25 protein-coding genes and 1 pseudogene are annotated in these 26145 nt (G+C 63.2%); 12 read left to right on the forward strand and 14 right to left on the reverse strand.

The features are described from left to right. Positions 1-194 precede the first annotated feature (194 nt). The 3 genes from ACK56M_RS21645 (at position 195) to ACK56M_RS21655 (ending at position 2825) form a co-directional block, all read left to right on the forward strand. A complete protein-coding gene (locus ACK56M_RS21645) occupies positions 195-782 on the forward strand; it encodes a YecA family protein (RefSeq protein ID WP_013973687.1) in 588 nt (195 codons plus the stop codon). Further along, positions 736-1155, forward strand: a complete 420-nt coding sequence (locus ACK56M_RS21650; RefSeq protein WP_161551430.1) for a YbaN family protein — start codon at positions 736-738, stop codon at positions 1153-1155. The genes ACK56M_RS21645 and ACK56M_RS21650 overlap by 47 nt, the downstream gene beginning before the upstream one ends. Before the next feature lie 311 nt (positions 1156-1466). Further along, positions 1467-2825, forward strand: a complete 1359-nt coding sequence (locus tag ACK56M_RS21655) for a TolC family outer membrane protein (RefSeq protein WP_003259075.1) — start codon at positions 1467-1469, stop codon at positions 2823-2825. A gap of 128 nt (positions 2826-2953) precedes the next feature. Here ACK56M_RS21655 and ACK56M_RS21660 read toward each other — a convergent pair whose 3' ends face one another. The 4 genes and pseudogenes from ACK56M_RS21660 to ACK56M_RS21675 form a co-directional block, all read right to left on the reverse strand. Continuing rightward, entirely contained in the window at positions 2954-3553 is a 600-nt protein-coding gene (locus ACK56M_RS21660) for a tRNA-uridine aminocarboxypropyltransferase (RefSeq protein ID WP_015271291.1), read from the reverse strand. Positions 3554-3717: 164 nt separating this feature from the next. Continuing rightward, on the reverse strand, positions 3718-4746 hold the full coding sequence (locus ACK56M_RS21665; RefSeq protein WP_371035233.1) for a methyl-accepting chemotaxis protein: 1029 nt from the start codon (positions 4744-4746) through the stop codon (positions 3718-3720). Between the two features lie 228 nt (positions 4747-4974). Then, a pseudogene (locus ACK56M_RS21670) lies at positions 4975-5283 on the reverse strand (PAS domain-containing protein); the annotation flags it as partial. A 139-nt stretch (positions 5284-5422) separates the two neighbouring features. After that, positions 5423-6316 carry a LysR family transcriptional regulator gene (locus tag ACK56M_RS21675; protein WP_013973692.1) on the reverse strand — a complete coding sequence of 298 codons (894 nt, stop codon included), beginning with the start codon at positions 6314-6316 and terminating at the stop codon, positions 5423-5425. A gap of 225 nt (positions 6317-6541) precedes the next feature. Between ACK56M_RS21675 and speB the strand changes: the two genes are divergently transcribed. Together speB and ACK56M_RS21685 are read left to right on the forward strand one after the other, a co-directional pair. Next, entirely contained in the window at positions 6542-7492 is a 951-nt protein-coding gene (speB, locus tag ACK56M_RS21680) for an agmatinase (RefSeq protein WP_013973693.1), read from the forward strand. 133 nt (positions 7493-7625) lie between these two features. Continuing rightward, positions 7626-9005 carry a sodium:solute symporter gene (locus ACK56M_RS21685; RefSeq protein WP_015271293.1) on the forward strand — a complete coding sequence of 460 codons (1380 nt, stop codon included), beginning with the start codon at positions 7626-7628 and terminating at the stop codon, positions 9003-9005. Between the two features lie 189 nt (positions 9006-9194). On the opposite strand, the gene ACK56M_RS21690 is transcribed toward ACK56M_RS21685, so the two are convergent. Next, positions 9195-9323 (reverse strand): PA1414 family protein, encoded by a 129-nt coding sequence (locus ACK56M_RS21690; RefSeq protein ID WP_009683677.1) that lies wholly within the window; start codon positions 9321-9323, stop codon positions 9195-9197. 124 nt (positions 9324-9447) lie between these two features. Beyond that, on the reverse strand, positions 9448-10341 hold the full coding sequence (gene ptrR / locus ACK56M_RS21695) for a putrescine utilization regulator PtrR (protein WP_015271294.1): 894 nt from the start codon (positions 10339-10341) through the stop codon (positions 9448-9450). A 106-nt stretch (positions 10342-10447) separates the two neighbouring features. On the opposite strand from ptrR, the gene ACK56M_RS21700 reads away from it, so the two are divergent. Beyond that, the gene (locus ACK56M_RS21700) at positions 10448-11620 is read left to right on the forward strand and encodes an MFS transporter (protein WP_411959040.1); all 1173 of its coding nucleotides are present in this window, start codon (positions 10448-10450) and stop codon (positions 11618-11620) included. 202 nt (positions 11621-11822) lie between these two features. On the opposite strand, the gene ACK56M_RS21705 is transcribed toward ACK56M_RS21700, so the two are convergent. Next, positions 11823-12749 (reverse strand): DMT family transporter, encoded by a 927-nt coding sequence (locus ACK56M_RS21705; RefSeq protein WP_309669222.1) that lies wholly within the window; start codon positions 12747-12749, stop codon positions 11823-11825. A gap of 107 nt (positions 12750-12856) precedes the next feature. After that, positions 12857-13252: a hypothetical protein gene (locus ACK56M_RS21710; protein ID WP_013973698.1), complete on the reverse strand. Its 396-nt coding sequence runs from the start codon at positions 13250-13252 to the stop codon at positions 12857-12859. Positions 13253-13501: 249 nt separating this feature from the next. Here ACK56M_RS21710 and ACK56M_RS21715 point away from each other — a divergent pair, with 249 nt between their 5' ends. Continuing rightward, on the forward strand, positions 13502-13774 hold the full coding sequence (locus ACK56M_RS21715) for a hypothetical protein (RefSeq protein WP_013973700.1): 273 nt from the start codon (positions 13502-13504) through the stop codon (positions 13772-13774). Positions 13775-13899: 125 nt separating this feature from the next. Here the strand turns inward: ACK56M_RS21715 and ACK56M_RS21720 are convergent, their stop codons facing one another. Further along, entirely contained in the window at positions 13900-15261 is a 1362-nt protein-coding gene (locus ACK56M_RS21720) for a DEAD/DEAH box helicase (RefSeq protein ID WP_039612590.1), read from the reverse strand. A gap of 104 nt (positions 15262-15365) precedes the next feature. Between ACK56M_RS21720 and ACK56M_RS21725 the strand changes: the two genes are divergently transcribed. Beyond that, on the forward strand, positions 15366-16667 hold the full coding sequence (locus tag ACK56M_RS21725) for a mechanosensitive ion channel family protein (protein WP_015271298.1): 1302 nt from the start codon (positions 15366-15368) through the stop codon (positions 16665-16667). Positions 16668-16811: 144 nt separating this feature from the next. Here the strand turns inward: ACK56M_RS21725 and ACK56M_RS21730 are convergent, their stop codons facing one another. From ACK56M_RS21730 to ACK56M_RS21745, 4 genes are all read right to left on the reverse strand, one after another. Further along, positions 16812-18188: a purine-cytosine permease family protein gene (locus ACK56M_RS21730; RefSeq protein ID WP_043935828.1), complete on the reverse strand. Its 1377-nt coding sequence runs from the start codon at positions 18186-18188 to the stop codon at positions 16812-16814. A gap of 72 nt (positions 18189-18260) precedes the next feature. After that, entirely contained in the window at positions 18261-19142 is an 882-nt protein-coding gene (locus ACK56M_RS21735) for a carboxylate/amino acid/amine transporter (RefSeq protein ID WP_015271300.1), read from the reverse strand. A 285-nt stretch (positions 19143-19427) separates the two neighbouring features. Next, complete coding sequence (locus ACK56M_RS21740) at positions 19428-20027, reverse strand: FMN-dependent NADH-azoreductase (protein ID WP_013973705.1); 600 nt, start codon at positions 20025-20027, stop codon at positions 19428-19430. A 110-nt stretch (positions 20028-20137) separates the two neighbouring features. Next, a complete protein-coding gene (locus tag ACK56M_RS21745; protein ID WP_012051530.1) occupies positions 20138-20452 on the reverse strand; it encodes a hypothetical protein in 315 nt (104 codons plus the stop codon). A 48-nt stretch (positions 20453-20500) separates the two neighbouring features. Here ACK56M_RS21745 and ACK56M_RS21750 point away from each other — a divergent pair, with 48 nt between their 5' ends. From ACK56M_RS21750 to ACK56M_RS21765, 4 genes are all read left to right on the forward strand, one after another. After that, entirely contained in the window at positions 20501-21424 is a 924-nt protein-coding gene (locus ACK56M_RS21750; RefSeq protein WP_012273620.1) for a LysR family transcriptional regulator, read from the forward strand. Positions 21425-21437: 13 nt separating this feature from the next. After that, a complete protein-coding gene (locus tag ACK56M_RS21755; protein ID WP_013973707.1) occupies positions 21438-22250 on the forward strand; it encodes an alpha/beta fold hydrolase in 813 nt (270 codons plus the stop codon). Next, on the forward strand, positions 22244-22801 hold the full coding sequence (locus tag ACK56M_RS21760; protein ID WP_015271301.1) for a peptidylprolyl isomerase A: 558 nt from the start codon (positions 22244-22246) through the stop codon (positions 22799-22801). Before ACK56M_RS21755 ends, ACK56M_RS21760 begins: the two co-directional genes overlap by 7 nt. Positions 22802-22864: 63 nt before the next feature. Further along, on the forward strand, positions 22865-24697 hold the full coding sequence (locus ACK56M_RS21765; protein WP_015271302.1) for an ABC transporter ATP-binding protein: 1833 nt from the start codon (positions 22865-22867) through the stop codon (positions 24695-24697). Between the two features lie 126 nt (positions 24698-24823). On the opposite strand, the gene ACK56M_RS21770 is transcribed toward ACK56M_RS21765, so the two are convergent. After that, positions 24824-25951 carry a GNAT family N-acetyltransferase gene (locus ACK56M_RS21770; protein ID WP_043936234.1) on the reverse strand — a complete coding sequence of 376 codons (1128 nt, stop codon included), beginning with the start codon at positions 25949-25951 and terminating at the stop codon, positions 24824-24826. Positions 25952-26145: the final 194 nt, after the last annotated feature.

A 26145-nucleotide genomic window follows, 5' to 3' on the forward strand; every position in this document is an offset into this window, starting at 1 on the left:
CCGCCCCGCACACGCCAAATGCGTAAGCGGTTTTTGCCAGGCGGCCGGCAAATCCTGCCCCTGGATGAAAAATCGCGGAGTATACCGCAGCACCGCCCCGCGCAGGGCACCACGGCGATAGACGTTCCCTTTACCCCGCTGCCGTCGCAAGGTGCTAGAATTCGTTATCGTTTATTCCCCAAGGTAGCCCTGTAATGTCCTTCGCCGAGCAACTGACCCGCCTGCAAGCCTTCCTCGACGCCGACGAGCTGCACGAAGAAGCGCTGGACTATGTCGCCGCCCACGGCTACCTCACCGCCCTGTCGATCAATGCCGAGGAAGTGCCCGAGCGCGAATGGATCGACGCCCTGTTCGCCGAAGAGCCGCACTACGCCAGCGACGCTCAGCGCACCGAGATCGAGGCCACCCTGGTAGCGCTCAAGGCACACATCGCCCGCCAGCTGGCCAGCGACGATGAATTCGAGCTGCCGTGCGACCTCGACCTGACCGAAGAGCCGGACGATTCCGACCTGCGCGGCTGGTGCATCGGCTTCATGGAAGGCGTATTCCTGCGTGAAGAGGCCTGGTTCGAAAACGCCGAGGAAGAAGTCAGCGAGATGCTGCTGCCGATCATGGTCGGCTCGGGCCTGTTCGACGAGCAGCCGGAGTTCGCCGACATCGCCAGCAACGCCAACCTGCAGGACGACATGATCGTACAGATCCCCGAAGCACTGACGGCGCTGTTCCTGCTGCTGCATGCCCCTGACGAAAAGCCGGCACTGCTCAAGCCACGTCACCACTAAGTCGCCTGTGCGCTACCTGCTGCTGGCCACCGGCTGGCTCAGCGTCGCGTTGGGGGTGTTGGGGATATTCCTGCCGGTATTGCCCACCACCCCGTTCCTGCTATTGGCGGCTGCCTGCTTTGCCCGCAGTTCGCCGCGCTTTCACCACTGGCTGGTTCATCACCCCAAGCTCGGGCCATGGATCCGTGACTACCTCAGTGGTGAAGGTATCCCCCTCAAGGGCAAGGTCTACGCCATCGGCCTGATGTGGGCCAGCATCGGCCTGTCGTGCTATCTGGTGCCCCTGTTCTGGGCACGCATCTTCATGTTGTCCAGTGCCGTCCTGGTAAGCCTGTATATCCTCAGCCAGAAAACCCTGCACAAGCCAAAGTGACAATATTCTGTCGCCAAATATCACTTTCGCCTAATTCGTGCTTCCCTTATCCGAAATGATTCTGGAAGTCGGTTAAAGCCCTGTATTCATTGGCCTTAATGGAGTTTTACGCCGCCATTTCCAAGGTTCACCTGCGAGCCTGTTAGATTATTTAATTAGGTTATGGCAATTTGATATGAATAAATCTTCTTGTCTATCGCGTTGAATGTACTTAGCTGTGTTATTAAAAACCTGCAACACTATATGAAATAACTTTATCGTCATTTTTTTGGCGAATAGCAGGATCAATTCCAGGATCAGGGAGATGTACCATGCGCGTTTTGAACCCCATCACCAGTGCATTACTGTTGGCCCTGGCGAGTGCCAACGTACAGGCGATGTCGATCACCGAGGCTGTCCAGAGCGCCGTGGACTACCACCCGCAGGTCAGCTCCAACCGCAACAGCAAGCTGTCTGCCGATGAAGATGTTAAGTTTGCGCGTGGTGGCTATTACCCTTCCGTGGATCTGGTCGCAGGCTATGGCCGCCAGCGTTCTGACAACACCACGACGCGTGCCGAGGGCAACCACAACAAGGAAACCCTCAACTACACCCAGTCCGAGCTGCGCCTGCGGCAGATGATCTTCGACGGCTTCAACACCTCGAATGAAGTGGGCCGCACCGAAGCGGTCTCCACCTCCCGCGCCTACTACACCCAGGCCGTTGCCCAGGATGTCGCTCTGCGTGCAGTCGAGGTGTACCTGGAAGTGCTCAAACGCCGTGAACTGGTGACCCTGGCCAGGAACAACCTGCAAGCCCACCTGCGCGTCAACGACCAGATCGGCCTGCGCAACGAGCGCGGCGTCGGCAGCACCGCCGACCTTGACCAGTCCCGCGCACGTCGCGCCCTGGCGGAAAACAACCTGGACACCGCCGAAGTCGACCTGGCCGATGCCGAAGCCAACTTCTTCAGCGTCGTCGGCCGCATGCCGGACGAGCTGGAAAGCCCGCAGTCCATCAAGGGCGAGGTGCCTGGCACCCTCGATGAAGCCCGCGACGGCATGCGTCAGAACAACCCGTACATCAAGTCTGCCCAGGCTGACGTCAATGCTGCCGAGCAGCAATACGAAGTGGCCAAGTCGACCTTCTACCCACGCTTCGACGCCATTCTGGCTACCGGTGCCAACAACAACACCGGTGGCGAGAAAGGCCACAACAACAACGACTGGCAAGCCGGCGTGGAGATGAACTACAACCTGTTCCGCGGCGGCAGCGACAAGGCTCGCCTGCAGTCCGACGCGCACAAGATCAACCAGGCCCTGGACATCCGCAATAACGCCCTGCGTGAGCTGACCGAAAACCTGAGCCTGGCGTGGAACGCCATGAACAACGCCAGCAAGCAGCTGCCGACTGCGCGTGAATACGCCGAGACCACCAAGCGCGTGCGTGCCGCCTACCAGGACCAGTTCGGCCTGGGCCAACGTACCCTGCTCGACGTGCTCGACAGTGAAAACGAGCTGTACAACGCCGACCGCCGCTACACCGAGGTGCGTTATACCGAGGAGTTCTCGCGCTACCGCGTGCTGGCGACCATGGGCGAGCTGTTGACCAAGCAACGTATTTCGCTGCCACCGGAAGCGCTGGCTACCACCGAAGTACGCACCGAGGCACGTTTGCCTGATATGCGTTGATCGGGTTCGAGATAGCCGGGGCCGCTTTGCGGCCCATTCGCAGCTCAAGGCTGCTCCTACAGATGTTGCGCGCTTTCCTGTAGGAGCAGCCTTGTGCTGCGAATGGGCTGCAAGGCAGCCCCCAGCCCCTACTCGCTGCCATGGTTGCGCCGGAACGTCTCCTCGCCCATGGCCCTGATCTGCCCTTCGATCAATGCCTCGAACGGCGCCAGCAATGCATCGAAACAGGCCGGTTGCTCAAGCGCATTGAGCGCCCCCACCACCGCCTCGATAGTCGACAACGCCCCCGCCTCCGGCGCCTTGCGCAAGCGGTAGCGTGAAGGCGCGACAGCCCCCAGCGTCACTCGCGGCAACGCCTCCAGCAATGGGTTCAGGTACAACAGCTTGCGTGCCTTGCGCCAGGTGCCGTCGGGTACGATCAACAGCAAGGGTTTGTCGTCCGTCTTGCCATAGGCCACCAACCTCTGGGCGTCGTCGCCCGGGAACAGCAGGGCCGGCCGGTAACCGGGGGTCGCCAGCAATTCGTTCAGGTCATCGAATACCTCGCCTACCCGCAACTCGGCGTTGTTCAGGCCAAGGGCGGCCAGGCGGGCGGTATTCAGGGCATGGGCGGTTTCACTGGGGTGCTGCAGCAGGATGACGCGGGTACGGCTGTCGAGCGCGGGGATCAGTGGGCAGAGGCAATGGTCGAGCGGGCGCTGGCAGCGCTCGCAGCGGGGTCTGGGCATGGGGTTCTCCTTGGCGGGAACAGTTTGCCACAGAACCGGGGCCCGCTTTGCGGGCCTTTCTCCGGCAGGCCAGCTCCCACAGGATCACCACAGGCCTGAGCCTTGTGCGATACCTGTGGGAGCTGGCTTGCCGGCGAAAGGGCCGCAAAGCGGCCCCGGCGATCTCAACGGTTGAACCGCTCTGCCAGGCTATGCAGGTATTCCGCCATGCGCTCCAGGTCCTGGCTGATTTCCGCGCCCTGCCTGGCCTGCCCGGCACTCTGGTCGCATAGGTGGGCTATGCGCACGATCTGCTGGTTGATGTCCTCGGCCACATGGCTCTGCTGCTCCGACGCCGTCGCCATCTGCTGGCTCATGCCGGTGATGCGGCTGACCGCCTGGGCAATCCCGCTCAACGCTGCCTGCACCGCCTCGACGCTGTGCACGCTGTCCCGCGAGATCTGCTCGCCGCGGCTGGCGGTGCTGACCGCGCGCGCTGCCCCGGCGCGCAACGAGGCGATGATCTGGTGGATCTCCTCGGTCGAGGCACGGGTGCGCTGGGCCAGCGAACGCACCTCGTCGGCCACCACGGCAAACCCGCGCCCCTGTTCGCCGGCACGCGCCGCCTCGATGGCTGCGTTGAGCGCCAGCAGGTTGGTCTGCTCGGCGATCGAGGTAATCACATCGACCACGCTGCCGATCGACTGGGTCTGCTCAGCCAGGGCATTGACCGCCTGGCCGATGTCGTTGACCGCATTGCTCATGCTGCCCATGGCTTGCAGGCTCTGCATCGCCAGCTCGCTGCCCTGTTGCGCCAGCTGGTCGGCATCGCCCGCTGCGTGCGCCGTGCTCTGCACGTTGTGGGTAACCTGCTGGATGGTCGCCGCCATCTGCGCGATGGCGGCGGCGGACTGGTCGGTCTCGTTGCGCTGGCGGTCGAGCATCTGTGCCTGGGCATCGGACAAATCGGACGACTGCGCTGCCCGCGACTTCACCCCGACCCCGGCATCCACCAGGCGGGTCAAGGCCGTTTGCAGGCGTGCTTCTTCACTGATGATGGCAAGATCCAGCTGGCCCTGCAGGCCTGGGTTATCACTGTAGGTCAGTGCCACCAGTGGGCTGGTGAAGGCCTTGGGATGCTCGGCCAGCGTGCGCCGGACCGCCTGGTTCTGCCGGTGCTCGACCAGATACCAGGCCAGCAGCAGGCTGGCCATCAGCACCCCGAGCGCCGCGTAGGGCGGTAGCCACAGGTAGCCCGCCGCCGACAGCAGTCCCGCACCTATCAATGGCCAACCGTGGCCCAGGCCATGCAGCAGGCGGGCCGCCCACGGCACCGGTGTGCGGCCGGCCCGCAGGCGCGCATACAACGCCTCGGCGCGACGGATCTGCTCGCGAGTGGGCACCGAGCGCACCGACTCGTAGCCACTGATGCGGCCCTGCTCGTAGATGGCCGTGACGTAGGCGCTGACCCAGTAGTAATCACCGTTCTTCGCCCGGTTCTTGACGACCCCCATCCACGGTTTGCCTTGCTTGATGGTTTCCCACATGTGGCCGAACACTGCCGGCGGCATGTCCGGGTGGCGCACCAGGTTGTGGGGTTGGCCGACCAGCTCGTCGTAGGTGAACCCGCTGATCGCCACGAAAGCGTCGTTGCAGTAAGTGATGCGGCTGTTGAGGTCAGTGGTGGAAATCAGGCGTTGATCGTTGGGAAAGGTTCTTTCGTGCTCAGTGACGGGCAAATTCATGCGCATCTTGGGCAATCCTTGCAGGATGAAAGGGAGGTAGACAGCAGCACACGCAAATTTGATATATAGCAGGACGCCATTATGTTGTCGGTCGACAGCACCAACAATTTAACGGGTGCCGACGAAATACAGCATATGCCGGGCTTCAGCCCACGTTGAGCTGGCTTTTGAGGAGGTCGCGGAAGGTCTGGATCAATGGCTCACGGCTGCGCCCGCGGCGAATGATCAGCGAGAACGGTGCCTGGTAGCCGAAGGTCGACGGCGACAGCACGCGCAAGTCGCCCTTGTCGACCCAGGCCTGGGCATAGTGCTCGGGCAGGTAGCCGATGTAGGCCCCGGACAGGATCAGGATCAACTGCGCCTCCATGCTCTCCACCGTCGCCGCGCTGTGCTTGAAGCCATGCCGGGCCAGTTCGGCCTGGCTCCAGTAGCCACGCCCGACCATGCGCTGCTGGGTCACCACCTGCTCGGGGATGCGCCGTTCGGCATACAACGGGTGGCGGCTGCTGCAGTACAGCCAGTGCTGCTCACGGTACAGCGGCTGGTAGAGCAGCCCGCTCATGCGCGAGGAGAACGCCCCGATCGCCAGGTCCAGACGGTTGTCCTGCACGCCCAGTTGCAGCTCGTAAGGGCTGGATACCGACAAGTGCAGGTGCACCGCCGGGTGTTCCTGGCTGTAGGCGCCAATGGCTTCGGCCAGCGGCAAGGCCCTGTCACCGACCGTGGAATCGATCACCCCCAGGTTGAGGGTGCCACGCAACTCGCCCTTGAGGGCGGCGGCGTACTGTTCGAAGCCGTCCAGCTCGGCCAGCAGGCGCAGGGTTTCCTGGTGGAACAGCTCGCCCTTGCTGGTCAGGCTGAAGCCGCCACGGCCACGGTGGCACAGCACGATCCCCAGGGCACCTTCCAGCTGGCTCATGTAGGTGCTGATGGCCGAGGTCGACAGGTTCAGCTCGCGCTGGGCATTGGCAAAGCCCTGGTGGCGCACCACGCTGACGAAGATGCGCAGCAGTTTCAGGTCGGGCAAGGTCGAGGCCATGGTGCAACGGTTCCGCAGGGGGTATTAGCGCGCAGTCTAACCGCTCTGCCGCCTTTAGTTCAGAAATTCCTGAACTAAGTATTTGCCGGTACCGATTTTTCCCCGGCACTACCTTCAGCAGACTTGGCCGAAATGTCCCTGCCCGCCGGCAAGACCACACCTGGAAGGCGCGCGGCGGCACAGGTTCGAACAAACAGAACAATCGACCGACTGATGAGGCCCACCGTGGACAAGATCCTCCACCAACCACTGGGCGGCAACGAAATGCCGCGTTTCGGCGGCATCGCCACCATGCTCCGTCTCCCCCACCTGCAAAGTGCCCAAGGCCTGGACGCCGCCTTCATCGGCGTGCCACTGGACATCGGTACTTCGCTGCGCTCCGGCACCCGTTTCGGCCCGCGTCAGATCCGCGCCGAATCGGTGATGATCCGCCCGTACAACATGGCCACGGGAGCTGCACCGTTCGACTCGCTCTCGGTGGCCGACATCGGTGACGTGGCGATCAACACCTTCAACCTACTGGACGCCGTGCGCATCATCGAAGAAGCGTATGACGAGATCCTCGAGCACAACATCATCCCGCTGACCCTGGGTGGCGACCACACCATCACCCTGCCGATCCTGCGCGCGCTGCACAAGAAGCACGGCAAGATCGGCCTGGTGCACATCGATGCCCACGCCGACGTCAACGACCACATGTTCGGCGAGAAGATTGCCCACGGCACCACCTTCCGCCGTGCCGTGGAAGAAGGCCTGCTCGATTGCGAGCGCGTGGTGCAGATCGGCCTGCGCGCCCAGGGCTACACCGCCGATGACTTCAACTGGAGCCGCCGCCAGGGCTTCCGTGTAGTCCAGGCCGAAGAGTGCTGGCACAAGTCGCTGGAACCGCTGATGGCCGAAGTGCGCGAAAAGGTCGGCGGTGGCCCGGTGTACCTGTCGTTCGACATCGATGGCATCGACCCGGCCTGGGCTCCCGGCACCGGTACCCCGGAAATCGGCGGCTTGACCACCATCCAGGCGATGGAGATCATTCGCGGCTGCCACGGCCTGGACCTGATCGGCTGTGACCTCGTCGAAGTCTCCCCGCCTTACGACACCACCGGCAACACCTCGCTGCTCGGTGCCAACCTGCTGTTCGAGATGCTCTGCGTGCTACCGGGCGTAGTGCGTCGTTAATACCGCTATACCCCGGCAGGAGCCATGAGGGAGGGCCACAGAGGCCCGCCAACAACACGACAAGACCGCCGGGCGCCGTGAACCCGCCCGCGTGGTCGATCTCGCCATAATAAAGATAATCGGGAGACCCCCAATGGCCTTGGACATCATTGTTGTAATGATCTATACCGCCGGCATGCTCGGGCTTGGCTGGTACGGCATGCGGCGCGCGAAAACCCATGAGGACTACCTGGTGGCCGGGCGCAACCTCGGCCCGGTCCTGTACATGGGCACCATGGCCACCACCGTACTCGGTGGCGCTTCCACCGTCGGCACCGTACGCCTGGGCTACGTCCACGGCATCTCCGGCTTCTGGCTGTGCGCAGCCCTGGGCCTGGGCATCATCGCCCTCAACCTGTTGCTGGCCAAACCCTTGCTGCGCCTGCGCATCTTCACCGTGACCCAGGTGCTGGAACAGCGCTACAACCCGGCCGCACGCCAGGCCAGCGCCGTGATCATGCTGGCCTACGCACTGATGATCGGCGTTACCTCGACCCTGGCCATGGCCACCGTATTGCAGGTGCTGCTCGACCTGCCGTTCTGGGCCTCGCTGCTGCTGGGCGGTGGTGTGGTGGTGCTGTACTCGACCATTGGCGGCATGTGGTCGCTGACGCTGACCGACATCGTCCAGTTCGTGATCAAGACCGTCGGCCTGATGTTCATCCTGCTGCCTGTGTGCCTGTACAAGGCCGGTGGCTGGGACACCCTGGTGGCCAAGCTGCCGGCGGCCAGCTTCCAGCTGACCACCATTGGCTGGGACACCATCATCACCTACTTCCTGATCTACTTCTTCGGCATCCTCATCGGCCAGGACATCTGGCAGCGGGTGTTCACTGCCCGTGACGAGAAGGTCTGCCAGCGTGCCGGCACCACCGCCGGTGTGTACTGCATACTGTACGGCCTGGCCTGCGCCGCGATCGGCATGGCTGCGCATGTGCTGATGCCCGACCTGGCCAACCCGAACAATGCCTTTGCCGAGATGATCAAGACCACGCTGCCCGATGGCATCCGTGGCCTGCTGATGGCAGCGGCGCTAGCCGCCATGATGTCCACCGCCAGCGCCGGCCTGCTGGCTGCGTCCACCACCCTGACCGAAGACCTGCTGCCCAAACTGCGTGGCGGCAAGGCGTCGAGCCTGGGCGTCAGCCGCCTGTTCACCCTGCTCACCGGCCTGGTGGTGCTGGGCATTGCCCTGGTGGTGAACGATGTGATCAACGCCCTGACCCTGGCCTACAACCTGCTGGTCGGCGGTATGCTGATCCCGCTGATCGGGGCGATTTTCTGGAAGCGCGCTACCACCGCCGGGGCTATCGCCAGCATGTCGCTGGGCTTTGCCACCGCGCTGCTGTTCATGTTCAAGGATGGGCTGGAGGCCAATACGCCGATCTACTACAGCCTGGCGGTTGGTCTGGTGAGCTTTGTGGTGGTCAGCCTGATATCGCGTAAATCGGTGGCGGCGGTTAAGCTGGCCTGATAGGTCCCGGCTGCCTTTACTGGCCCTTTCGCGGGTAAACCCGCTCCTACAGGAATATCACAGGCCTCGAGTGCTGTGGGGTACCTGTGGGAGCGGGCAAGCCGGCGAAGAGGCCGGTACAGGCAACACACAACTGGCAGACACTAAAAGGCCGCTGCACCCACCCAGGTGCAGCGGCCTTTGTCTGTATCAGCGACGACGCGGTTGGCGTTTGCGCTGCTCTTCATCAGTCGGGATCGGCACCGGCTGCAAGGGTGGTGGAATCAGCCCCAAGGCGACAGCCAGGTCATGGAGCCAGTTGGACAGTGGTTTATTCATAATGCCCCCTTGACGGGTCAGCCTCACGGCAATTCAATCCTGCGATGTTTCATACAGATCATAGCCCTATGTCCTGTATTACGCATGCCTCTAAAGCTACAGATACGGGCCATTTTGATACGGATCAAGCCGTAACGGCGCATTCCGACGACTGGTTAATCGTTTCGCTTTGTTGCAGGTCGATCCAGGCCTGCAAATTTGCCCCGCGCATGCCCTGGCGCCACATCAACCAAGTGACCGCCTGATCGAACGGTGCCTGCAGCTGGTGCACCCGCACCCGGTCGCGCCCGGGCAGGCTGTCGAGCATCGACCTGGCCATCATCGCCACACCCGCGCCAGCGATCACGCAGGCCAGCATACTCTGGTACGACTCGATCTCCATCACCCTGCCCATGGGCGTATGGGCATGGGCATACCAGGCCTCCAGGCGCATACGGTACGAGCAGCCCTGGCGGAAGGTGAACACCGCCTTGCCGGCCACATCCTTGGCAGTGTGTACCGCAGGGTGCTCGGGGCTTGTGATCAGCACCAACTGCTCATCGCAAAGCGGCACGCCATCCAGCCCGGCCAGGCTCGGTGGCCCGTCCACCAGGGCCGCGTCCAAGGTGTGGTTGAGCAGGCCTTCCAGCAACTCGCCACTGGGCGCCGCACGCACCTGCAAGTTAACCGCCGGGTAGGCCTGGTGATAACGCGCCAGCAACCCCGGCAAATGGGTCGCCGCCGTGCTGTACATGGTCCCCAGCACGAAGTCCCCGGCCGGTTGGCCGCCCCGCACGGCGGCCAGCGCCTCGTCGCGCAAGGCTGACATGCGGTTGGCGTAATCCAGCAGCACCTTGCCCGCGGGCGACAGCTGCAGGCGCTGGCGCTCGCGCAGGAACAGCTCGACACCCAGTTGCTCTTCAAGCTGGCGCAAGCGCGTCGACAGGTTCGACGGCACCCGATGCAGGCGCTCTGCGGCGCGGGTGACCGAACCTTCCTCGGCCACGGCCTGGAAGATACGCAGTTGGCTGAATTCCACGGCATTCTCCAAAACAGAACAACTTGATCATCATTATTCAATTTTATTGAAAAAGAAACCGCCCTAACCTGCCAGCCATCGCTTACATCCGTGCAGGAGACTTGTCATGTCGCCACTCATTCAACTGCTGGCCAGCGCCGTGGCGCTGATGATGGCCATGGGCATCGGCCGTTTCGCCCTGACCCCGCAGCTGCCGCAACTGATCGCCGAAGGCCAGTTCGACCTGACGGTCGCCGGGCTGGTGGCAGCGGCCAACTACCTGGGTTACCTCATCGGCGCGGTAGATGCCATGTTCGCCCGCTCGCCGGGCCAGGTGCGCCTGCGCCTGCACGGCGGGCTGTGGCTGTGCGTGCTGCTGACCCTGGCCTCATGGGCCGCAGACGGGTTCTGGAGCCACCTGCTGCTGCGCTTCGGCACCGGCGTGGCCAGCGCCTGGGTGCTGGTGATGATCACCAGCCTCAGCCAACAGGTGGCCAATGCCGACAACCGCCAGCGCCTGGGTGCCCTGGTGTTCGCGGGACCCGGCCTGGGCATTGCGCTGACTGGTTTGCTGGCGCTGGTGGCGCATTTGTGGGGGCTTGGCTCGGCAGCACTGTGGCTGATCTATGCCGTGGCCGCGCTGGTGATGCTGCTGGCGGTGCGGCCTTGGCTGCCCAGGGCGCTGCAAGCCGCGCCGGTATCGCCCGCTGCACACCTAGGCCCGACCCGCCGTGTCGGCATCGGCCGCCTGGGGCTGGTATATGCGCTGTATGGCGTAGGTTACATCCTGCCGGCCACCTTCCTGTCGCAGATGGCCAACCAGCAGTTCCACGGGCAGTGGCTCGCAGACCTGTTCTGGCCGGCATTCGGCATGGCGGCGGCGCTGGGGGTTCTGCTCGTGAGCCTGCGGCGTGGCGGCCGAACCGCGACCTGGCTCACCGCCACCCTGTGGCTGCAGGGGCTGGGTGTGCTGGCCTGCCTGATGGGCGGAGGTGTCGGGCTGGCGTTGGGCGTGGTGCTGTGTGGCGGGCCATTCCTGGCCTGCATGCAACTGGTGATGCAACGTTCGCGGGAGCTGGCGCCGCATGCCACGCAGCGCAATGCCGGGCTACTGACAGCCTGCTTTGCCTTGGGGCAGTTGAGCGGGCCGCTGCTGGCGGCGGTCAGCAGCCATTACAGCGGCGGGTTGCAGCCTGCGCTGATGGTGGCTGCGGGTGGGTTGGTGGTGGCTGGGGGGCTGGTGCTGTTTGGCAGCTCTGCACAGCAGGGCAACGCCTGTCAGGCCAAGGCGACATCCTGAATCGTGGTTGCCTGTGCCGGCCTCTTCGCGGGCTCGCCCGCTCCCACAGGGGCCGCAAAATCTTCAAGACCTGTGCAGTACCTGTGTAAGATTGCCCAGCCCTTTCGGGCTGCGCTGTCGGGCAGAGAACAAATATCGCTCGTCCGACGCGTTCCTTGTAGGAGCAGCCTTGTGCTGCGAAGAGGCCAGCACAGGCTGAACCTCACCCCACAATCTTACGCAACTGCTGCTTAACCCAAGGCTCGGCACTCACCAGGACCACCCCCAGCAGCACCATCAACGCACCAACCACAAAGTTCAGGCTAAGCGGCTCATCCAGCAACAAAACGCCAAAGGTCACCCCGAACAGCGGGGTGATGAACGAGAACACTGCCAGGTTCGACGCCAGGTATTTGCGCAGCAACCAGAACCAGGTCAGGTAGCTGATGAACGACACCACAATCCCCTGGAACAGCACGCTGCCCATCGCCAGCGGCGTCAGCGTCACCGCGCCGATCTGGCCGCTGAGCAAGGCAATCAGCAGCAACCCGGCAAAGCCCACCGCCAGCTGATAGAACAGGGTCAGGGTCGCCGGTGCTTCCGACAGCCGCGAGCAACGCACCACCACCGTTGTCGCCCCCCAGGCCAGCCCGGCGATCACGCCAAAGGCATCCCCCAGCAAGGTGCGGCCATCCATGTGTTTGAACGACATGCCGCCGGCAAATGCCATGGCGATGCCGCCGAAGGCCAGCAGGATCCCTAGCCATTGCAGCAGCCGCAGGCGTTCGCTGGGCAGCCTGAAATGCAGGCCCAACGCGGTGAACACCGGCGCGGTATAGAGGAACACCGACATGTGCGCCGCCGAGGTCAGCTTCAGCCCCTCGGCAATGAACAGGAACTCCAGGCCGAACAACCCGCCCGCCACCACCCCGGCACGCCAGGTGCTGCCGACCTGCTCCCAGCCCCCGCGCCAGCACAGCATCAGGCCCACCAGCACGGCGGCGATGCCGTTGCGCAGGGCCGCCTGCATCACCGGCGCGATATCGATGGCAGCAGTCTTGATCAGGACCTGCTGGCAGCCCCAGATCAGGCACAGCCCCAGCATCACCTGAAAGGCAAAGGCATCAGGGTTCTTGCGGGCCGCGCTCATGAGCGGGCCTCTGCGGTGGTCATTGGCATGGGCGAGGGCTCGGCAGTTATTCAGGAACTACCGATTATCGGGTTTCCATGGCCGCCCTTGCCAGCCTCAAAACGACCTCAGGCGATCTGTGCCTTCGCCGACACCTGCTCGAAGGTGGTTTCATCCAGCGCATCCTCTTGCTCGTCCAGCACCTGGCGCGGGTGCTCGAAGCCGGGGATGCTGCTGTCGATCAGGCTCATCAACCGCGAGCCACGTTCGGTCAGCACGAAATTCTCGCCATTACCGCCATCTTCTTCGGGTCGGGTTTCGATGAAGCCACGCTCGAACAACAGCCTCTCGTACTCGCAGGCACGGGTTTTCAGGTGGTCCAGGTCGCCCACCGGCTCCCCCTTGGCAGCCAGTGCCGCAGCGTGTTGCTCGGCATAGGGGCGTGGCGTGAAGCTGTGACCGGCGCCGTTCTGCACCTCGTGCAGCAAACGCTCGATCAGGTCCCAGTCGTAGGCGATGCTCATGGCTACGGGCTCCTGCTGTGGACGGAAGGTGTACACAGGTTGGGACCTGCCGAGGTTGCCCGGCGTTCCGAAATATCTCAGCGCTGGCGTTGATGTGCTTGCATGTACTGGCGCAGCAACTGGCTCACAAGGCCAGGTCAGTTGCCCAACTGGGGACAGGCTGACCATGAAGTGCCACCGGTCGAAGGCGCTGAACTAACGGCCAGGCACATGCCTCCACCGGGCATCACCACCGCCGGAGGTAGAAGGATGAAACTGCTGCTGCCCATTGCCTGTGCCACTGCCCTGTCCTGCGCCCTGCCCGCCTGGGCCTGCACACCGGAAGAAGCAACGCAGAAACGCGAAGAGCTGGCCGGGTTGGTCACCCAGTTGACCGAGCAGAACCCGCAGAAGGCCAAGGAGATCAATGACGAGCTTCAAGGGATGGAGCTGGGCACGGCTAGCAAGGATTTGCCCGACAAGTGTCAGCTGATCGACAAGCGGATCAAGGAGTTGAAAGAGGCGGAGAAAAAGGCTGAATAGAGGTCGCCTGTGCTGGCCCCTTCGCGGGCACGCCCGCTCCCACAGGGATAACACAGCCTTCGATATCTGTGATTATCCTGTGGGAGCAGGCGTGCCCGCGAAGAAACCAACAGCGCTACTGAAGGTTACTCAGCCGCAGGCTTGCGCTTTTTCAGCGGCGCCAGGCCGTCGGCGCTGGCCAGCGGTGCATTGGCCTTCGGCTTTGCGGTTGGCTTGCGCTTGGCGGCCGCCTTCTTGTCACCGGTCTTCTTCTCGACCTTTTTCTTCTTGCTGCCAGCCGCCTTGCCCGAGGCCTTGACCTTCTTAGGCCCGTTGTAGGTGCCCTTCACTTCCTTGATCACCCGGCGCTCGAACTGCTGCTTGAGGTAGCGCTCGATGCTCGACATCAGGTTCCAGTCGTTGTGGGTGATCAGCGAGATCGCCAGGCCTTCGCCACCGGCACGGCCGGTACGGCCCACGCGGTGCACGTACTCGTCACCGCTGCGCGGCATGTCGAAGTTGATCACCAGGTCCAGGCCGTCGATGTCCAGGCCACGGGCCGCAACGTCGGTAGCCACCAGCACCTTGGAGCTGCCCTGCTTGAAGCGGTCCAGGGCCAGCTTGCGGTCCTTCTGGTCCTTCTCGCCGTGCAGCACGAAGGCCTTCACGTCCTTGGCCACCAGGTGGCCGTAGATGCGGTCGGCCAAGGCGCGGGTGTTGGTGAAGATGATCGCCTTGTCGAAGGTTTCGTTGGCCAGCAGCCACTGCACGATCTGCTCTTTGTGCTGGTCGTGGTCGGCGGTGATGATCTGCTGGCGGGTGCCTTCGGCCAGCTGCGAGACGCTGTTGAGCATCAGGTGCTCTGGGTCTTTCAGCACCTTGCCGATGATGTCGCGCAGGGCCGCACCACCGGTGGTGGCGGAGAACAGCAGGGTCTGCTGGCGGTTCTCGCACTCCTTGCACAGGCGCTCCATGTCCTCGGCGAAGCCCATGTCGAGCATGCGGTCGGCTTCGTCGAGGATCAGCACCTGTACGTGGGACAGGTCGAGGTTGCCGGCATTGAGCTGCTCGAGCAGGCGGCCCGGGGTGCCGATCAGCACGTCCGGCACCTTGCGCAGCATGGCGGCCTGTTCCTTGAAGTCTTCACCGCCGGTAACCAGGCCCGACTTGATGTAGGTGAACTGCGAGAACAGCTGTACCTGCTTGAGGGTCTGCTGGGCCAGCTCACGGGTCGGCAGCAGGATCAGCGCGCGGATCTCGACGCGGCGTTCGCGCAGGTCGACCAGGCGGTTGAGCAACGGCAGCACGAAGGCCGCGGTCTTGCCGCTGCCGGTCTGCGCGGTCACGCGCAGGTCACGCCCTTGCAGGGCCAGGGGGATGGCCGCGGCCTGCACCGGGGTTGGCTCGACAAAGTTAAGCTCGGCCACGGCTTTAAGCAGGCGTTCGTGCAGGGCGAATTGGGAGAACACGGAGGTAACCTCAGGCAAGTGCGGAAAATTCAGTTGCATAGGGTAACGTTTTCTGCCGCCTTAGCCGAATTTCTTTTGGCAACTTTGTCGCCATCCGCGCTCTAATGGCGCTTCGTTTGGCAACAAAGACTGTACGCAAGCCCATGGATATCCAACGAATCTGGCGCGACTCCCTCGACCTGTGGGGCACCCTTGACCAACATCCGATGCTGCACGCGGCCATCGGCCTGGCGGTGCTGCTGCTCATTTCCCTGGTCATCGGCCGCCTGGCACGCTTCCTGGTGTTGCACGGCGCCCGCCTGCTGGCCCGCCAGCCAGCGCTGAAGTGGCTGGACGACCTGCGCAACAACAAGGTTTTCCACCGCCTGGCACAGACCACGCCGTCACTGGTGCTGCAGTTCGGCCTGAAACTGGTGCCCGAGCTGTCCGACACTGCCCAGCACTTCCTCGGCAATGTCGCCCTGGCCTTTACCCTGCTGTTCATGACCATGGCGCTGTCGTGCCTGCTGGATGCCCTGCTCGACATCTACGCCCGCACCGAACACGCCCGCACCCGCTCGATCAAGGGTTACGTGCAACTGGCCAAGATGATGCTGTGGATCTTCGCCTCCATCGTCATCGTCGCCACCCTGATCGACCGCTCGCCGCTGTTGCTGCTGTCGGGCCTGGGCGCCATGTCGGCGGTGCTGCTGTTGGTGTACAAGGACACCCTGCTGTCGTTCGTCGCCAGTGTGCAGCTGACCAGCAACGACATGCTGCACGTGGGCGACTGGATCGAAATGCCCCAGGTGGGTGCCGATGGCGATGTGGTGGACATCACCCTGCACACGGTGAAGGTGCAGAACTTCGACAAGACCATTGTCTCCATCCCCACCTGGCGCCTGATGAGCGAGTCGTTCCGCAACTACCGCGGCATGCAGCAGTCCGGTGGCCGACGCATCAAGCGCAGCCTGTTCATCGACGCGGCTGGCGTGCGGTTCCTGACTCGCGAGGAAGAACAGCGCCTGAGCCAGGTCAGCCTTCTGCGCGACTATCTGGCGGGCAAGCGCCAGGAACTGCAAAGCTGGAACGAAGCCCTGGGGCCAGTGGCCGAGCTGTCGGCCAACCGCCGCAAGCTGACCAACATCGGCACCTTCCGGGCGTTCGCCCTGGCCTACCTGAAGAACCACCCCAACGTGCACCCGAACATGACCTGCATGGTGCGGCAGATGCAGACCACCGCCGAGGGCGTGCCGCTGGAGATCTACTGCTTTACCACCACCACCGTGTGGGCCGATTACGAGCGGATTCAGGGGGATATCTTCGATTATCTGCTGGCGGTGTTGCCGGAGTTTGGCTTGAGCCTGTATCAGCAGCCAAGTGGCAACGACATGCGGGTGGGGTTGAGCGGGCGTGTATCGCAAGAGCCTGTGCCGCGTCGGCTGGAAGACATGAGCGAGGCTTGAGATTGCCTGGGCTGCTTCGCAGCCCATCGCCGGCAAGCCAGCTCCCACAGGTACTGCACACGTCTCGAATTTTGCGCGGTGCCTGTGGGAGCTGGCTTGCCGGCGATGGGCCGCAAAGCGGCCCCTTTCCGTGTCAGGGCCGAGTCAGGGGTGCGCATTCATGGTTGTCGAAAGCCGGTTGCTCTCGCGCCCATGGACCATGCAGTACAGCGCACCGGCCAGGATCAACCCCATCGCCCAACTGATGTCCGCCCCCAGCCACTCGGCCACGAAGCCCGTGTAGAACGACAGCTTCATGAACGGGATGGTACCGATGATCGACACGGCGTACACCGCCAGGCTTCGACGATTGAAGCAGCCATAACGCCCCTTGGAGTCATACAGCGCCCCCACATCATAGTGGCCTCGGCATACCCAGTAGTAATCCACCAGGTTGATGGCGCTCCATGGGATCAACAGGTACAGCTGGCCGATCAGGATGTCGGCAAAGAACGTATCGAAATTGTATTGGGTGGCGATGGCGATCAGCGTTGCCGCTGCGGTCAGGCCAGCCATTACCAAGGCCTTGGCCGTCGCGGTCACGCGCCGGATGGTCTTGAAGGCACCAAAGATCGTGACCGACGACATGTAGGCGCTGTACAGACACAGCACGTTGTACTGGATCACCCCCAGCGCTATCACCGCCAGCGCCAACGGCGCCCACGGGCCGAACAACGCGGCAATGGCTGTGGCCGGGTCATGCCCCAGTGCCGACGGCAATGCCACTGCCACCAGCGCGCCCAGTGCCATCATGGCGAAGGAGCCCAGCGCACAACCGCAATAGGTGGCCCAGAACGTGGCGCGTGGGTTGACGTTGGCCGGCAGGTAGCGCGAGTAATCGGCTACATAGGGGCCATACCCCAGCGTCCAGGAGGCCGACTGGGCCACGATCAGGTTGAAGGCGGTGAACGAGAAGCCGGTACTCACTGCCGTCGTGGTTGCCATGTCGCCGGGGTGCAGCAGGATCAGCACCAGGGCGCCGGCAAAAACCAGTGTGGACAACAGGCTCATCCACGCGCCCAGGCGGTGGATCAGCTCGTAGCCGACAAAGCCGATGACAAAGGTCAGCAAGCCGACCACCACGATCGCCTGGTCATCGCTCATGGGCACCAGCGCCTGCAAGGCATTGCGCATCAGCACGCCGCTGGCGGCGAGGAACAGGACTGCGGCCATGACCATCACCAGCAGAGGGAGCGCGGCACCATGGACACCGAACTGGGCCCGGCTCTGGATCATCTGTGGCACGCCCAGGTGAGGCCCCTGGGCAGAGTGCGCGGCCATGAACACGGTACCGATGAGGTTGCCGACCAGCAGGCCCAACAAGGTCCAGCCAAGGCTTAGCCCCGATGCAATGCCCAGGGTGCCGACCATCAGCGCGGTTATCTGGAAGTTGGAGCTGAACCAGATAGTGAACAATCGTTTAGGCGTGCCATAACGCTCTGCGTGTGGGACAAATTCGATACTTCGCGTTTCTAGCTTCACGCCGGTCTCCCGATTTTGTTTCCCTGATTATCGGGTAGGGACCGGCGGAATTTGGGTTCAGTAACGAACGCGTCATAGCTGACTGCGCCATGGCTTGCTTGATAACGTCAGGGTACCCAGGCGGCTCATCCACACCGACGCCAGGATCACCGCCGCGCCGATGAACAGCCTGCCCAATGGCTCGTCCTGGTTCCAGATCAGCAGATTGAGCAGCAACCCTACCGGCACATGCAGGTTGTTCATCACCGCCAGCGTCCCGCCCGAAACCATGCATGCGCCCTTGTTCCACCAGTACAGCCCCAGCGCCGTCGGGCACAGGCCCAGGAACAGCAGCACCAGCCACTGCACATCGGTGGTCGGCAGGTGCTGGGCGTTGCCAAACAGCAGGAAGGCCGGCAATACCACGATCAACGCGCCCAGGTAGAAGTAGCCAAAGCGCTTGTAGTGCGGCAGGTCGCTGGGGTGGCGTGCGACCAGGTGGCGATAAAGCACCTGCCCGGCGGCATAGGTGAAGTTGGCCAGTTGCAGCAGCAGGAAGCCGATGAAGAACTCGCCGCTGATGGTATCGAAGCGGATCACTGCAGCACCGGCCACCGCCACTAGCGCTGCCACCAGGGCCCAGGGGTTGAAGCGCCGGTTCATGGCGTCTTCGATCAGCGTCACGTGCAACGGCGTGAGAATGGTGAACAGCAGCACCTCCGGCACGGTGAGCACGCGAAAGCTCAGGTACAGGCAGACGTAGGTGATGCCGTACTGCAGCGCGCCGATCAGCAGCATCGAGCGCATGAAGCGCGGCTCGACCTGGCGCCAGCGGGTCAGCGGCAGGAACACCAGGCCAGCCAGCACCACGCGCGCGAGCACGGCAAAGTAGCTGTCGACGTGCCCGGCCAGGTACTCGCCGATCAGGCTGAAGGAAAACGCCTGGATCAGCGCGACGATTATCAGGTAGCCCATGGTTGCCTCTCGTGGATCAAGGCCGCGACCTTAGCGGGTTGCGGCAAATGAGTTCAACCATGAGGAATGTAAGGGCTGTGCCGGCCTCTTCGCGGGCTTGCCCGCTCCCACAGGGATATCACAGTACCTGAGACCTGCGGTGTACATGTGGGAGCGGGCAAGCCCGCGAAGAGGCCGGCACAGGCACCTACAAAATTTCTGGCATAAAAAAGCCCGGCCATGCAGGCCGGGCAGGTACACCCAAAGGAGCAACAACAGGTGTCAGGGTTGGGAATTCGCTAAGCCTCAGGCCACCGCCGCCAGCTTGGCCTTGGCCTGGTTGACGCCCTTCTCGTGGAAGTCAGCGCTCATGTTCAGGCCTTCGGCATGGATGAAGTCGACATCGTGGATGCCGATGAAGGCCATTACCTGGCGCAGGTACGGTTCCTGGTGGTCGCTGGTGGCACCGGCGTGGATGCCGCCACGGGCAGTCAGGACGATGGCGCGCTTGCCGGTCAGCAAGCCCTGCGGGCCGGTGGGGGTGTACTTGAAGGTGATGCCGGCACGCAGCACATGGTCCAGCCAGGCCTTCAGGGTGCTGGGGATGGTGAAGTTGTACATCGGCGCGGCCATCACCAGCACGTCGGCGGCGAGCAGTTCATCGGTCAGTTCGTTGGAGCGGGCCAAGGCGTCCAGTTCCGCCGCACTGCGCTGTTCTTCGGGCTTCATCCAGCCACCCAGAAGGTTGGCGTCCAGGTGCGGCACCGGGTTCACGGCCAGGTCGCGCACACTGATCTGATCGGCCGGGTGGGCGGCCTGCCACTGCTGGATGAAATCACGGGTCAGCTGACGGGAAACGGAATCCTGCTGGCGGGCGCTGCTTTCGATGATCAGTACGCGGGACATTGGGGTGCCTCCATCGGCAAAAAGGGTTGCGATTCGATGGAGGTGAGATTACGGGTTGACCTATCGATAAAAAAGCGTAAAAAATGGGTTCAATCTATCGATTTATCAGTTTATTCTGCACTGCAGTTCAAGGCGATCCGAAGTTTGATGATCTGTCGGTTGAACTTGGCAGTGACATCGACGCTTTTACCGGCCGGTACGTTCACCCGGCGCACCCTTGGTGCCTCGGGGCCATTGCGGAAGGTCACCTTGCACGCGGCCGGTACCTGCCCATAGTTGTTGAGGGTGATGGCGCCAATGTCATAAGCCGTGTCATAGGCGGTGTAGTCGAGCTTTACCCCGGTCAGTTCCTTCTCAACGTCGATGGGATAAGCCATGGCCCCGAGGGGCAGGCACATCAGTATTGCCGCACAACATTTCTTCATGGGCCGCTCTCCTTGAAAGAGCGCAGCTTAGGACAACAGGAGCGAAAGATGAAAGCGCCGCGCGTAACCCTTGACCAGTGGCGAACCCTGCAGGCAGTGGTCGATCACGGCGGGTTTGCCCAGGCCGCCGAGGCACTGCACCGCTCGCAGTCATCGGTCAGTTACACCGTGGCCCGCATGCAGGAGCAACTGGGCGTGCCGCTGCTGCGTATCGACGGCCGCAAGGCGGTGCTCACCGAGGCCGGCAATGTGCTGCTGCGCCGTTCGCGCCACCTGGTCAAACAGGCCAGCCAGCTCGAAGACCTTGCCCACCACATGGAGCAGGGCTGGGAAGCCGAGGTACGCCTGGTGGTCGATGCCGCCTACCCCAGTGCCCGCCTGGTCCGCGCCCTGGCCGCGTTCATGCCGCAGAGCCGTGGCTGCCGGGTGCGCCTGCGTGAAGAAGTGCTGTCTGGCGTCGAGGAAGTGATGCACGAAGGCATCGCCGACCTGGCCATCAGCAGCTACAGCATCGGCGGCTACCTGGGCGCCGAACTGAGCGCGGTAGAGTTCGTCGCTGTCGCCCACCCCGAACACAGCCTGCACCGCCTGGGCCGCGAACTTACCTTCCAGGACCTGGAAAGCCAGTTGCAGGTGGTAATCCGCGACTCCGGCCGCGCCCAGCCGCGCGATGTCGGCTGGCTGGGTGCCGAGCAACGCTGGACCGTCGGTAGCCTGGGCACTGCTGCTACCTTCGTCAGCAGCGGCCTGGGCTTTGCCTGGCTGCCCCGCCACATGATCGAGCGTGAGCTACGCGAAGGCGTGCTCAAGCCGTTGCCGCTGGATCAGGGTGGCAGCCGCCACCCACTGTTCTACCTTTATTCGAGCAAAGAGAAGACCTTGGGCCCGGCTACGCAGATTCTCATCGACCTGCTGCGCAATTTCGACACCGCGCCACTGGACGTGCCCTTCGCTGCCCCCCCGCAAGCCTGAGAGGACCGCGCCCATGGCCTATTTCGAACACGAAGGATGCACACTGCATTACGAGGAATACGGCCAGGGCGAACCCCTGGTATTGCTCCATGGCCTGGGCTCCAGCTGCCAGGACTGGGAGCTGCAGGTGCCGGTGCTCAGCCGCCACTACCGGGTAATCCTCATGGACATCCGCGGCCACGGCCGCTCCGACAAGCCACGCGACGGCTACCAGATCGCCACCTTCAGTGCCGACCTGCTGGCCCTGCTCGAACACCTGCACACCGGCCCCGTGCACATCGTCGGCCTGTCCATGGGTGGCATGGTCGCCTTCCAGTTCGCTGTCGACCACCCGCAGTGGCTGCGCAGCCTTTGCATCGTCAACAGCGCCCCCGAGGTCAAGCGCCGCACTCGCAGTGACTGGGTATGGTGGCTCAAGCGCTGGGGCCTGGCGCGCCTGCTCAGTGTCGAAACGGTCGGCAAGGGCCTGGCCGAGCGGCTGTTTCCCAAACCGCAGCAGGCCGAACTGCGGCACAAGATGGCCCAGCGCTGGGCACGCAACGACAAGCGTGCGTACCTCAAGAGTTTCGACGCCATCGTCGACTGGGGCGTGCAGGAACGCATCGGCCAGGTTCACTGTCCTACCCTGGTGATCGCCGCCGACCAGGATTACACCCCGATACAACTGAAAGAACGCTACGTCGCCCTGATGCCTCACGCCAGGCTGGTGGTCATCGACGATTCCCGGCACGCTACACCCCTCGACCAACCCGAGGTCTTCAACCAGACCCTGCTGCAGTTCCTTGCAGCCGCTTCCACCTCTCAAGGATCTTTGAGCCCATGCTGAAAAAACTCCTGCTCACCGCCTGCTCGGTCGCCTTCGCCACCAGCGTCATGGCCTCCGACAAGACCCCGCACGTACTGCTGGACACCAGCTTCGGCCAGGTCGAAATCGAGCTGAATGCCGAGAAGGCACCGATCAGTACCAAGAACTTCCTCGAATACGTCGACAGCGGCTTCTACAACAACACCATCTTCCACCGTGTAATCCCGGGCTTCATGGTCCAGGGCGGCGGCTTCACCGACCAGATGGTGCAGAAGAACACCCGAGCCCCGATCACCAACGAAGCCGGCAACGGCCTGCAGAACACCCGTGGCACGCTGTCCATGGCCCGTACCCAGGACCCGGACTCGGCCACCAGCCAGTTCTTCATCAACGTGGCCGACAACGACTTCCTCAACCCTGGGCGTGACCGTGGCTATGCCGTATTCGGCAAGGTGACCAAGGGCATGGAAGTGGTCGACCAGATCGTCAATTCGCCGACCACCATCAAGAAAGGCATGCGCGATGTACCGGCCGATCCGGTCTACATCAAGTCGGCCAAACGCATCGACTGACCGCAGGCTTCACAGGGACGTGAAACCGCCTGAGGGTCGGATGAAACAGGAGTGTCGTCACCCATGCTGTACCGCCGTTTCGAGCAGTTGATCGATATCTTCCGCGACGCGCCCAGCGAGTCGCCACCCGGCCAGGTCTGGCCGTTCTACCTGTACTACCTGCGCCAGGTGTGGCCAAGTTTTGTCGCCCTGCTGGTGGTGGGCCTGGTCGCCTCGCTGATCGAGGTGGCGATGTTCAGCTACCTCAGCCGCATCATCGACCTGGCACAGGGCACGCCCAATGCCAGTTTCTTCAGCGAACACAGCGGCGAACTGATCTGGATGCTGGTGGTGATCCTGCTGCTGCGCCCGGTGTTCTTCGGCCTGCACGACCTGCTGGTGCACCAGACCATCAACCCCGGCATGACCAGCCTGATCCGCTGGCAGAACCACACCTATGTACTCAAGCAGAGCCTGAACTTCTTCCAGAGCGACTTCGCCGGGCGCATCGCCCAGCGCATCATGCAGACCGGCAACTCACTGCGAGACTCTGCGGTGCAGGCGGTGGATGCGCTATGGCACGTGCTGATCTACGCCATCACCTCGCTGGTGCTGTTCGCCGAGGCCGACTGGCGCCTGATGCTGCCGCTGCTGCTATGGATCGCCGGCTACATCGCCGCGCTGTTCTACTTCGTCCCCCGGGTGAAGGAGCGTTCGGTGATTTCCTCCGATGCCCGCTCCAAGCTGATGGGCCGCATCGTCGACGGCTACACCAACATCGCCACCCTCAAGCTGTTCGCCCACACCGACTTCGAGCAGCAGTACGCGCGCGAAGCGATCCGCGAACAGACAGAGAAAACCCAGCTGGCCGCGCGCGTGGTCACCAGCATGGACGTGGTCATCACCACCCTAAATGGCCTGCTGGTGGTCGCCACCACAGGCCTGGCGCTGTGGCTGTGGAGCCAGTCGCTGATCACCGTCGGCGCCATCGCCCTGGCCACCGGCCTGGTGATCCGCATCGTCAACATGTCGGGCTGGATCATGTGGGTGGTCAACGGCATCTTCGAGAACATCGGCATGGTCCAGGACGGCCTGCAGACCATCGCCCAGCCGGTCACCGTCACCGACCGGCCCAACGCACCGGCGCTCAAGGTCAGCCGCGGTGCGGTGCGTTTCGATGATGTGGACTTCCATTACGGCAAGGCCGCCAACGTGATCGAAGGGCTCAGCCTGGACATACGCCCGGGCGAGAAGATCGGCCTGATCGGCCCGTCGGGGGCAGGCAAGTCGACCCTGGTCAACCTGCTGCTGCGGCTGTATGACGTGCAGGGCGGGCGCATTCTCATCGACGGCCAGGACATTGCCGAGGTAAGCCAGGCCAGCCTGCGCGCGCAGATCGGCATGATCACCCAGGACACCTCGCTGCTGCACCGCTCGATCCGTGACAACCTGCTGTATGGCCGCCCCGATGCCAGCGAGGCCGCGCTTCATGAAGCGGTGCGCCGGGCCCGCGCCGACGAGTTCATCCCGCAGCTGTCGGACGCTCAGGGGCGCACCGGTTTCGATGCCCATGTGGGCGAGCGCGGAGTCAAGCTGTCGGGTGGCCAGCGCCAGCGCATCGCCATTGCCCGGGTGCTGCTGAAGAATGCACCGATCCTGATCATGGACGAGGCCACTTCGGCGCTGGACTCGGAGGTAGAGGCAGCAATCCAGGAAAGCCTGGAGACGCTGATGCAGGGCAAGACGGTGATCGCGATTGCCCACCGGCTTTCCACCATCGCCCGGATGGACCGGCTGGTAGTGCTGGACAAAGGGCGGATTGTCGAGAGTGGCAGCCACAGTGAACTGCTGGAGCAGCAAGGCTTGTATGCCCGGTTGTGGCATCACCAGACCGGGGGGTTTGTCGGGGTCGACTGATTTCCTGTGCCGGCCTCTTCGCGGGCTCGCCCGCTCCCACAGGATCACCACATGCCTTGAAAACTGTGCCGTACCTGTGGGAGCGGGCAAGCCCGCGAAGAGGCCGGCACAGGCAATATGAATGGATCAGTCCCGACGATAGGGCAACATCCCCCTGGCCTCCTCGGCATACGCCCGCACCCCTTCCCGTTCCTGCGCCAGAAAATCCTCCACCGCCCGCCGCAGCCCCGGGTGCAGCAGGTAGTGCCACGACCGCGTCAGCACCGGCTCGAACCCTCGAATCAGCTTGTGCTCCCCCTGTGCCCCGGCATCGAAACGCTGCAGCCCTTCGGCAATGGCAAAGTCCATGCCCTGGTAGAAACAGGTTTCGAAGTGCAGCCGGTCGAACTCGTCCAGGCACCCCCAATAACGGCCAAACAGGCTGTCGCCCCCCACCAGGCTCAGGGCCATGGCCACATCACGGCCACCCTGCCGCGCCATCACCACGCGCAACGCTTCGGGCATGCGCTCGGCAAGCAGGCTGAAGAACTCGCGTGTCAGGTAGGGCGCACGGCGGCGCACCGCGTAGGTATTGGCGTAGCAGCGATAGACGAAATCCCACTGCGCCTCATCCAGTTCATCTCCACGGTACCAGCGGAACTCGATACCGTGCCCGGCCACCTGTTCACGCTCCTTGCGCATCTGCTTGCGCTTGCGCGAACTCAGGCTGTCGAGAAAATCCTGAAAGTCACGATAGCCATGGTTGCGCCAATGAAACTGGCAGCCCAGGCGCTCCATCCAGCCCGGCAGGCCGGCCAGCTGCTCGTCCAGCGCCGGCTCGGTGAAATTGATGTGCGCGCCAGACAGCCCGCCCTTGGCCAGGTACTCCGGCAAAGCCTGCAGCACCAGCAGGCCATCGGCTGGGTCGGCGGCGAGCAGGCGCGGGCCGCTGACCGGGCTGAACGGCACGGCACCGAGCAGCTTGGGGTAGTAGGCAATGCCGGCCCGCTCACAGGCATCGGCCCAGCCATGGTCGAACACGTACTCGCCAAACGAGTGCCATTTGCGGTACGCCGGCAGCAGCGCCCGTACCCGCCCGTCACGTTCCAGCACCAGGTGCTCGGCGGCCCAGCCGGTGTTGCGCGCCACGCTGCCGCTGTCCTCCATGGCGCTGAGAAACGCATGGCGTAGAAACGGTTGGCCAGCGGGCACCAGGGCATCCCAGGTGGCCGCCGGAAGATCACGCAAATGAGCAAGGCTGTACAGGCTGGTCACGGTTTCGGCTCGCTGTTTCAAGGTACCCAGTATCCCCAAGGAAGGCCCGCCACTCAAATCACGATAGCCGGGACAGATCCTTTTATTCTCAATTACTTAACCGCAGTGCCACCAATTCGACATTAATCTGTCATTCGCCCCCGCAATACTTGCGCCTGTTTTCCGGAACCCCAGAACCTGTCTATTCAGGCCCT

It is taken from the genome of Pseudomonas sp. s4, from assembly GCF_046764235.1.
In the GTDB taxonomy this organism is placed as follows: Bacteria; Pseudomonadota; Gammaproteobacteria; order Pseudomonadales; family Pseudomonadaceae; genus Aquipseudomonas; species Aquipseudomonas asiatica.

Coding starts and splice junctions, on each gene's coding strand:
- ACK56M_RS21645 (WP_013973687.1), top strand. CDS start 195: ATGTCCTTCGCCGAGCAACTGACCCGCCTGCAAGCCTTCCTCGACGCC.
- ACK56M_RS21650 (WP_161551430.1), top strand. CDS start 736: ATGCCCCTGACGAAAAGCCGGCACTGCTCAAGCCACGTCACCACTAAG.
- ACK56M_RS21655 (WP_003259075.1), top strand. CDS start 1,467: ATGCGCGTTTTGAACCCCATCACCAGTGCATTACTGTTGGCCCTGGCG.
- ACK56M_RS21660 (WP_015271291.1), bottom strand. CDS start 3,553: ATGCCCAGACCCCGCTGCGAGCGCTGCCAGCGCCCGCTCGACCATTGC.
- ACK56M_RS21665 (WP_371035233.1), bottom strand. CDS start 4,746: ATGGCCAGCCTGCTGCTGGCCTGGTATCTGGTCGAGCACCGGCAGAAC.
- ACK56M_RS21675 (WP_013973692.1), bottom strand. CDS start 6,316: ATGGCCTCGACCTTGCCCGACCTGAAACTGCTGCGCATCTTCGTCAGC.
- ACK56M_RS21685 (WP_015271293.1), top strand. CDS start 7,626: ATGGCCTTGGACATCATTGTTGTAATGATCTATACCGCCGGCATGCTC.
- ACK56M_RS21690 (WP_009683677.1), bottom strand. CDS start 9,323: ATGAATAAACCACTGTCCAACTGGCTCCATGACCTGGCTGTCGCCTTG.
- ACK56M_RS21700 (WP_411959040.1), top strand. CDS start 10,448: ATGTCGCCACTCATTCAACTGCTGGCCAGCGCCGTGGCGCTGATGATG.
- ACK56M_RS21705 (WP_309669222.1), bottom strand. CDS start 12,749: ATGAGCGCGGCCCGCAAGAACCCTGATGCCTTTGCCTTTCAGGTGATG.
- ACK56M_RS21710 (WP_013973698.1), bottom strand. CDS start 13,252: ATGAGCATCGCCTACGACTGGGACCTGATCGAGCGTTTGCTGCACGAG.
- ACK56M_RS21715 (WP_013973700.1), top strand. CDS start 13,502: ATGAAACTGCTGCTGCCCATTGCCTGTGCCACTGCCCTGTCCTGCGCC.
- ACK56M_RS21720 (WP_039612590.1), bottom strand. CDS start 15,261: ATGCAACTGAATTTTCCGCACTTGCCTGAGGTTACCTCCGTGTTCTCC.
- ACK56M_RS21725 (WP_015271298.1), top strand. CDS start 15,366: ATGGATATCCAACGAATCTGGCGCGACTCCCTCGACCTGTGGGGCACC.
- ACK56M_RS21735 (WP_015271300.1), bottom strand. CDS start 19,142: ATGGGCTACCTGATAATCGTCGCGCTGATCCAGGCGTTTTCCTTCAGC.
- ACK56M_RS21740 (WP_013973705.1), bottom strand. CDS start 20,027: ATGTCCCGCGTACTGATCATCGAAAGCAGCGCCCGCCAGCAGGATTCC.
- ACK56M_RS21745 (WP_012051530.1), bottom strand. CDS start 20,452: ATGAAGAAATGTTGTGCGGCAATACTGATGTGCCTGCCCCTCGGGGCC.
- ACK56M_RS21750 (WP_012273620.1), top strand. CDS start 20,501: ATGAAAGCGCCGCGCGTAACCCTTGACCAGTGGCGAACCCTGCAGGCA.
- ACK56M_RS21755 (WP_013973707.1), top strand. CDS start 21,438: ATGGCCTATTTCGAACACGAAGGATGCACACTGCATTACGAGGAATAC.
- ACK56M_RS21760 (WP_015271301.1), top strand. CDS start 22,244: ATGCTGAAAAAACTCCTGCTCACCGCCTGCTCGGTCGCCTTCGCCACC.
- ACK56M_RS21765 (WP_015271302.1), top strand. CDS start 22,865: ATGCTGTACCGCCGTTTCGAGCAGTTGATCGATATCTTCCGCGACGCG.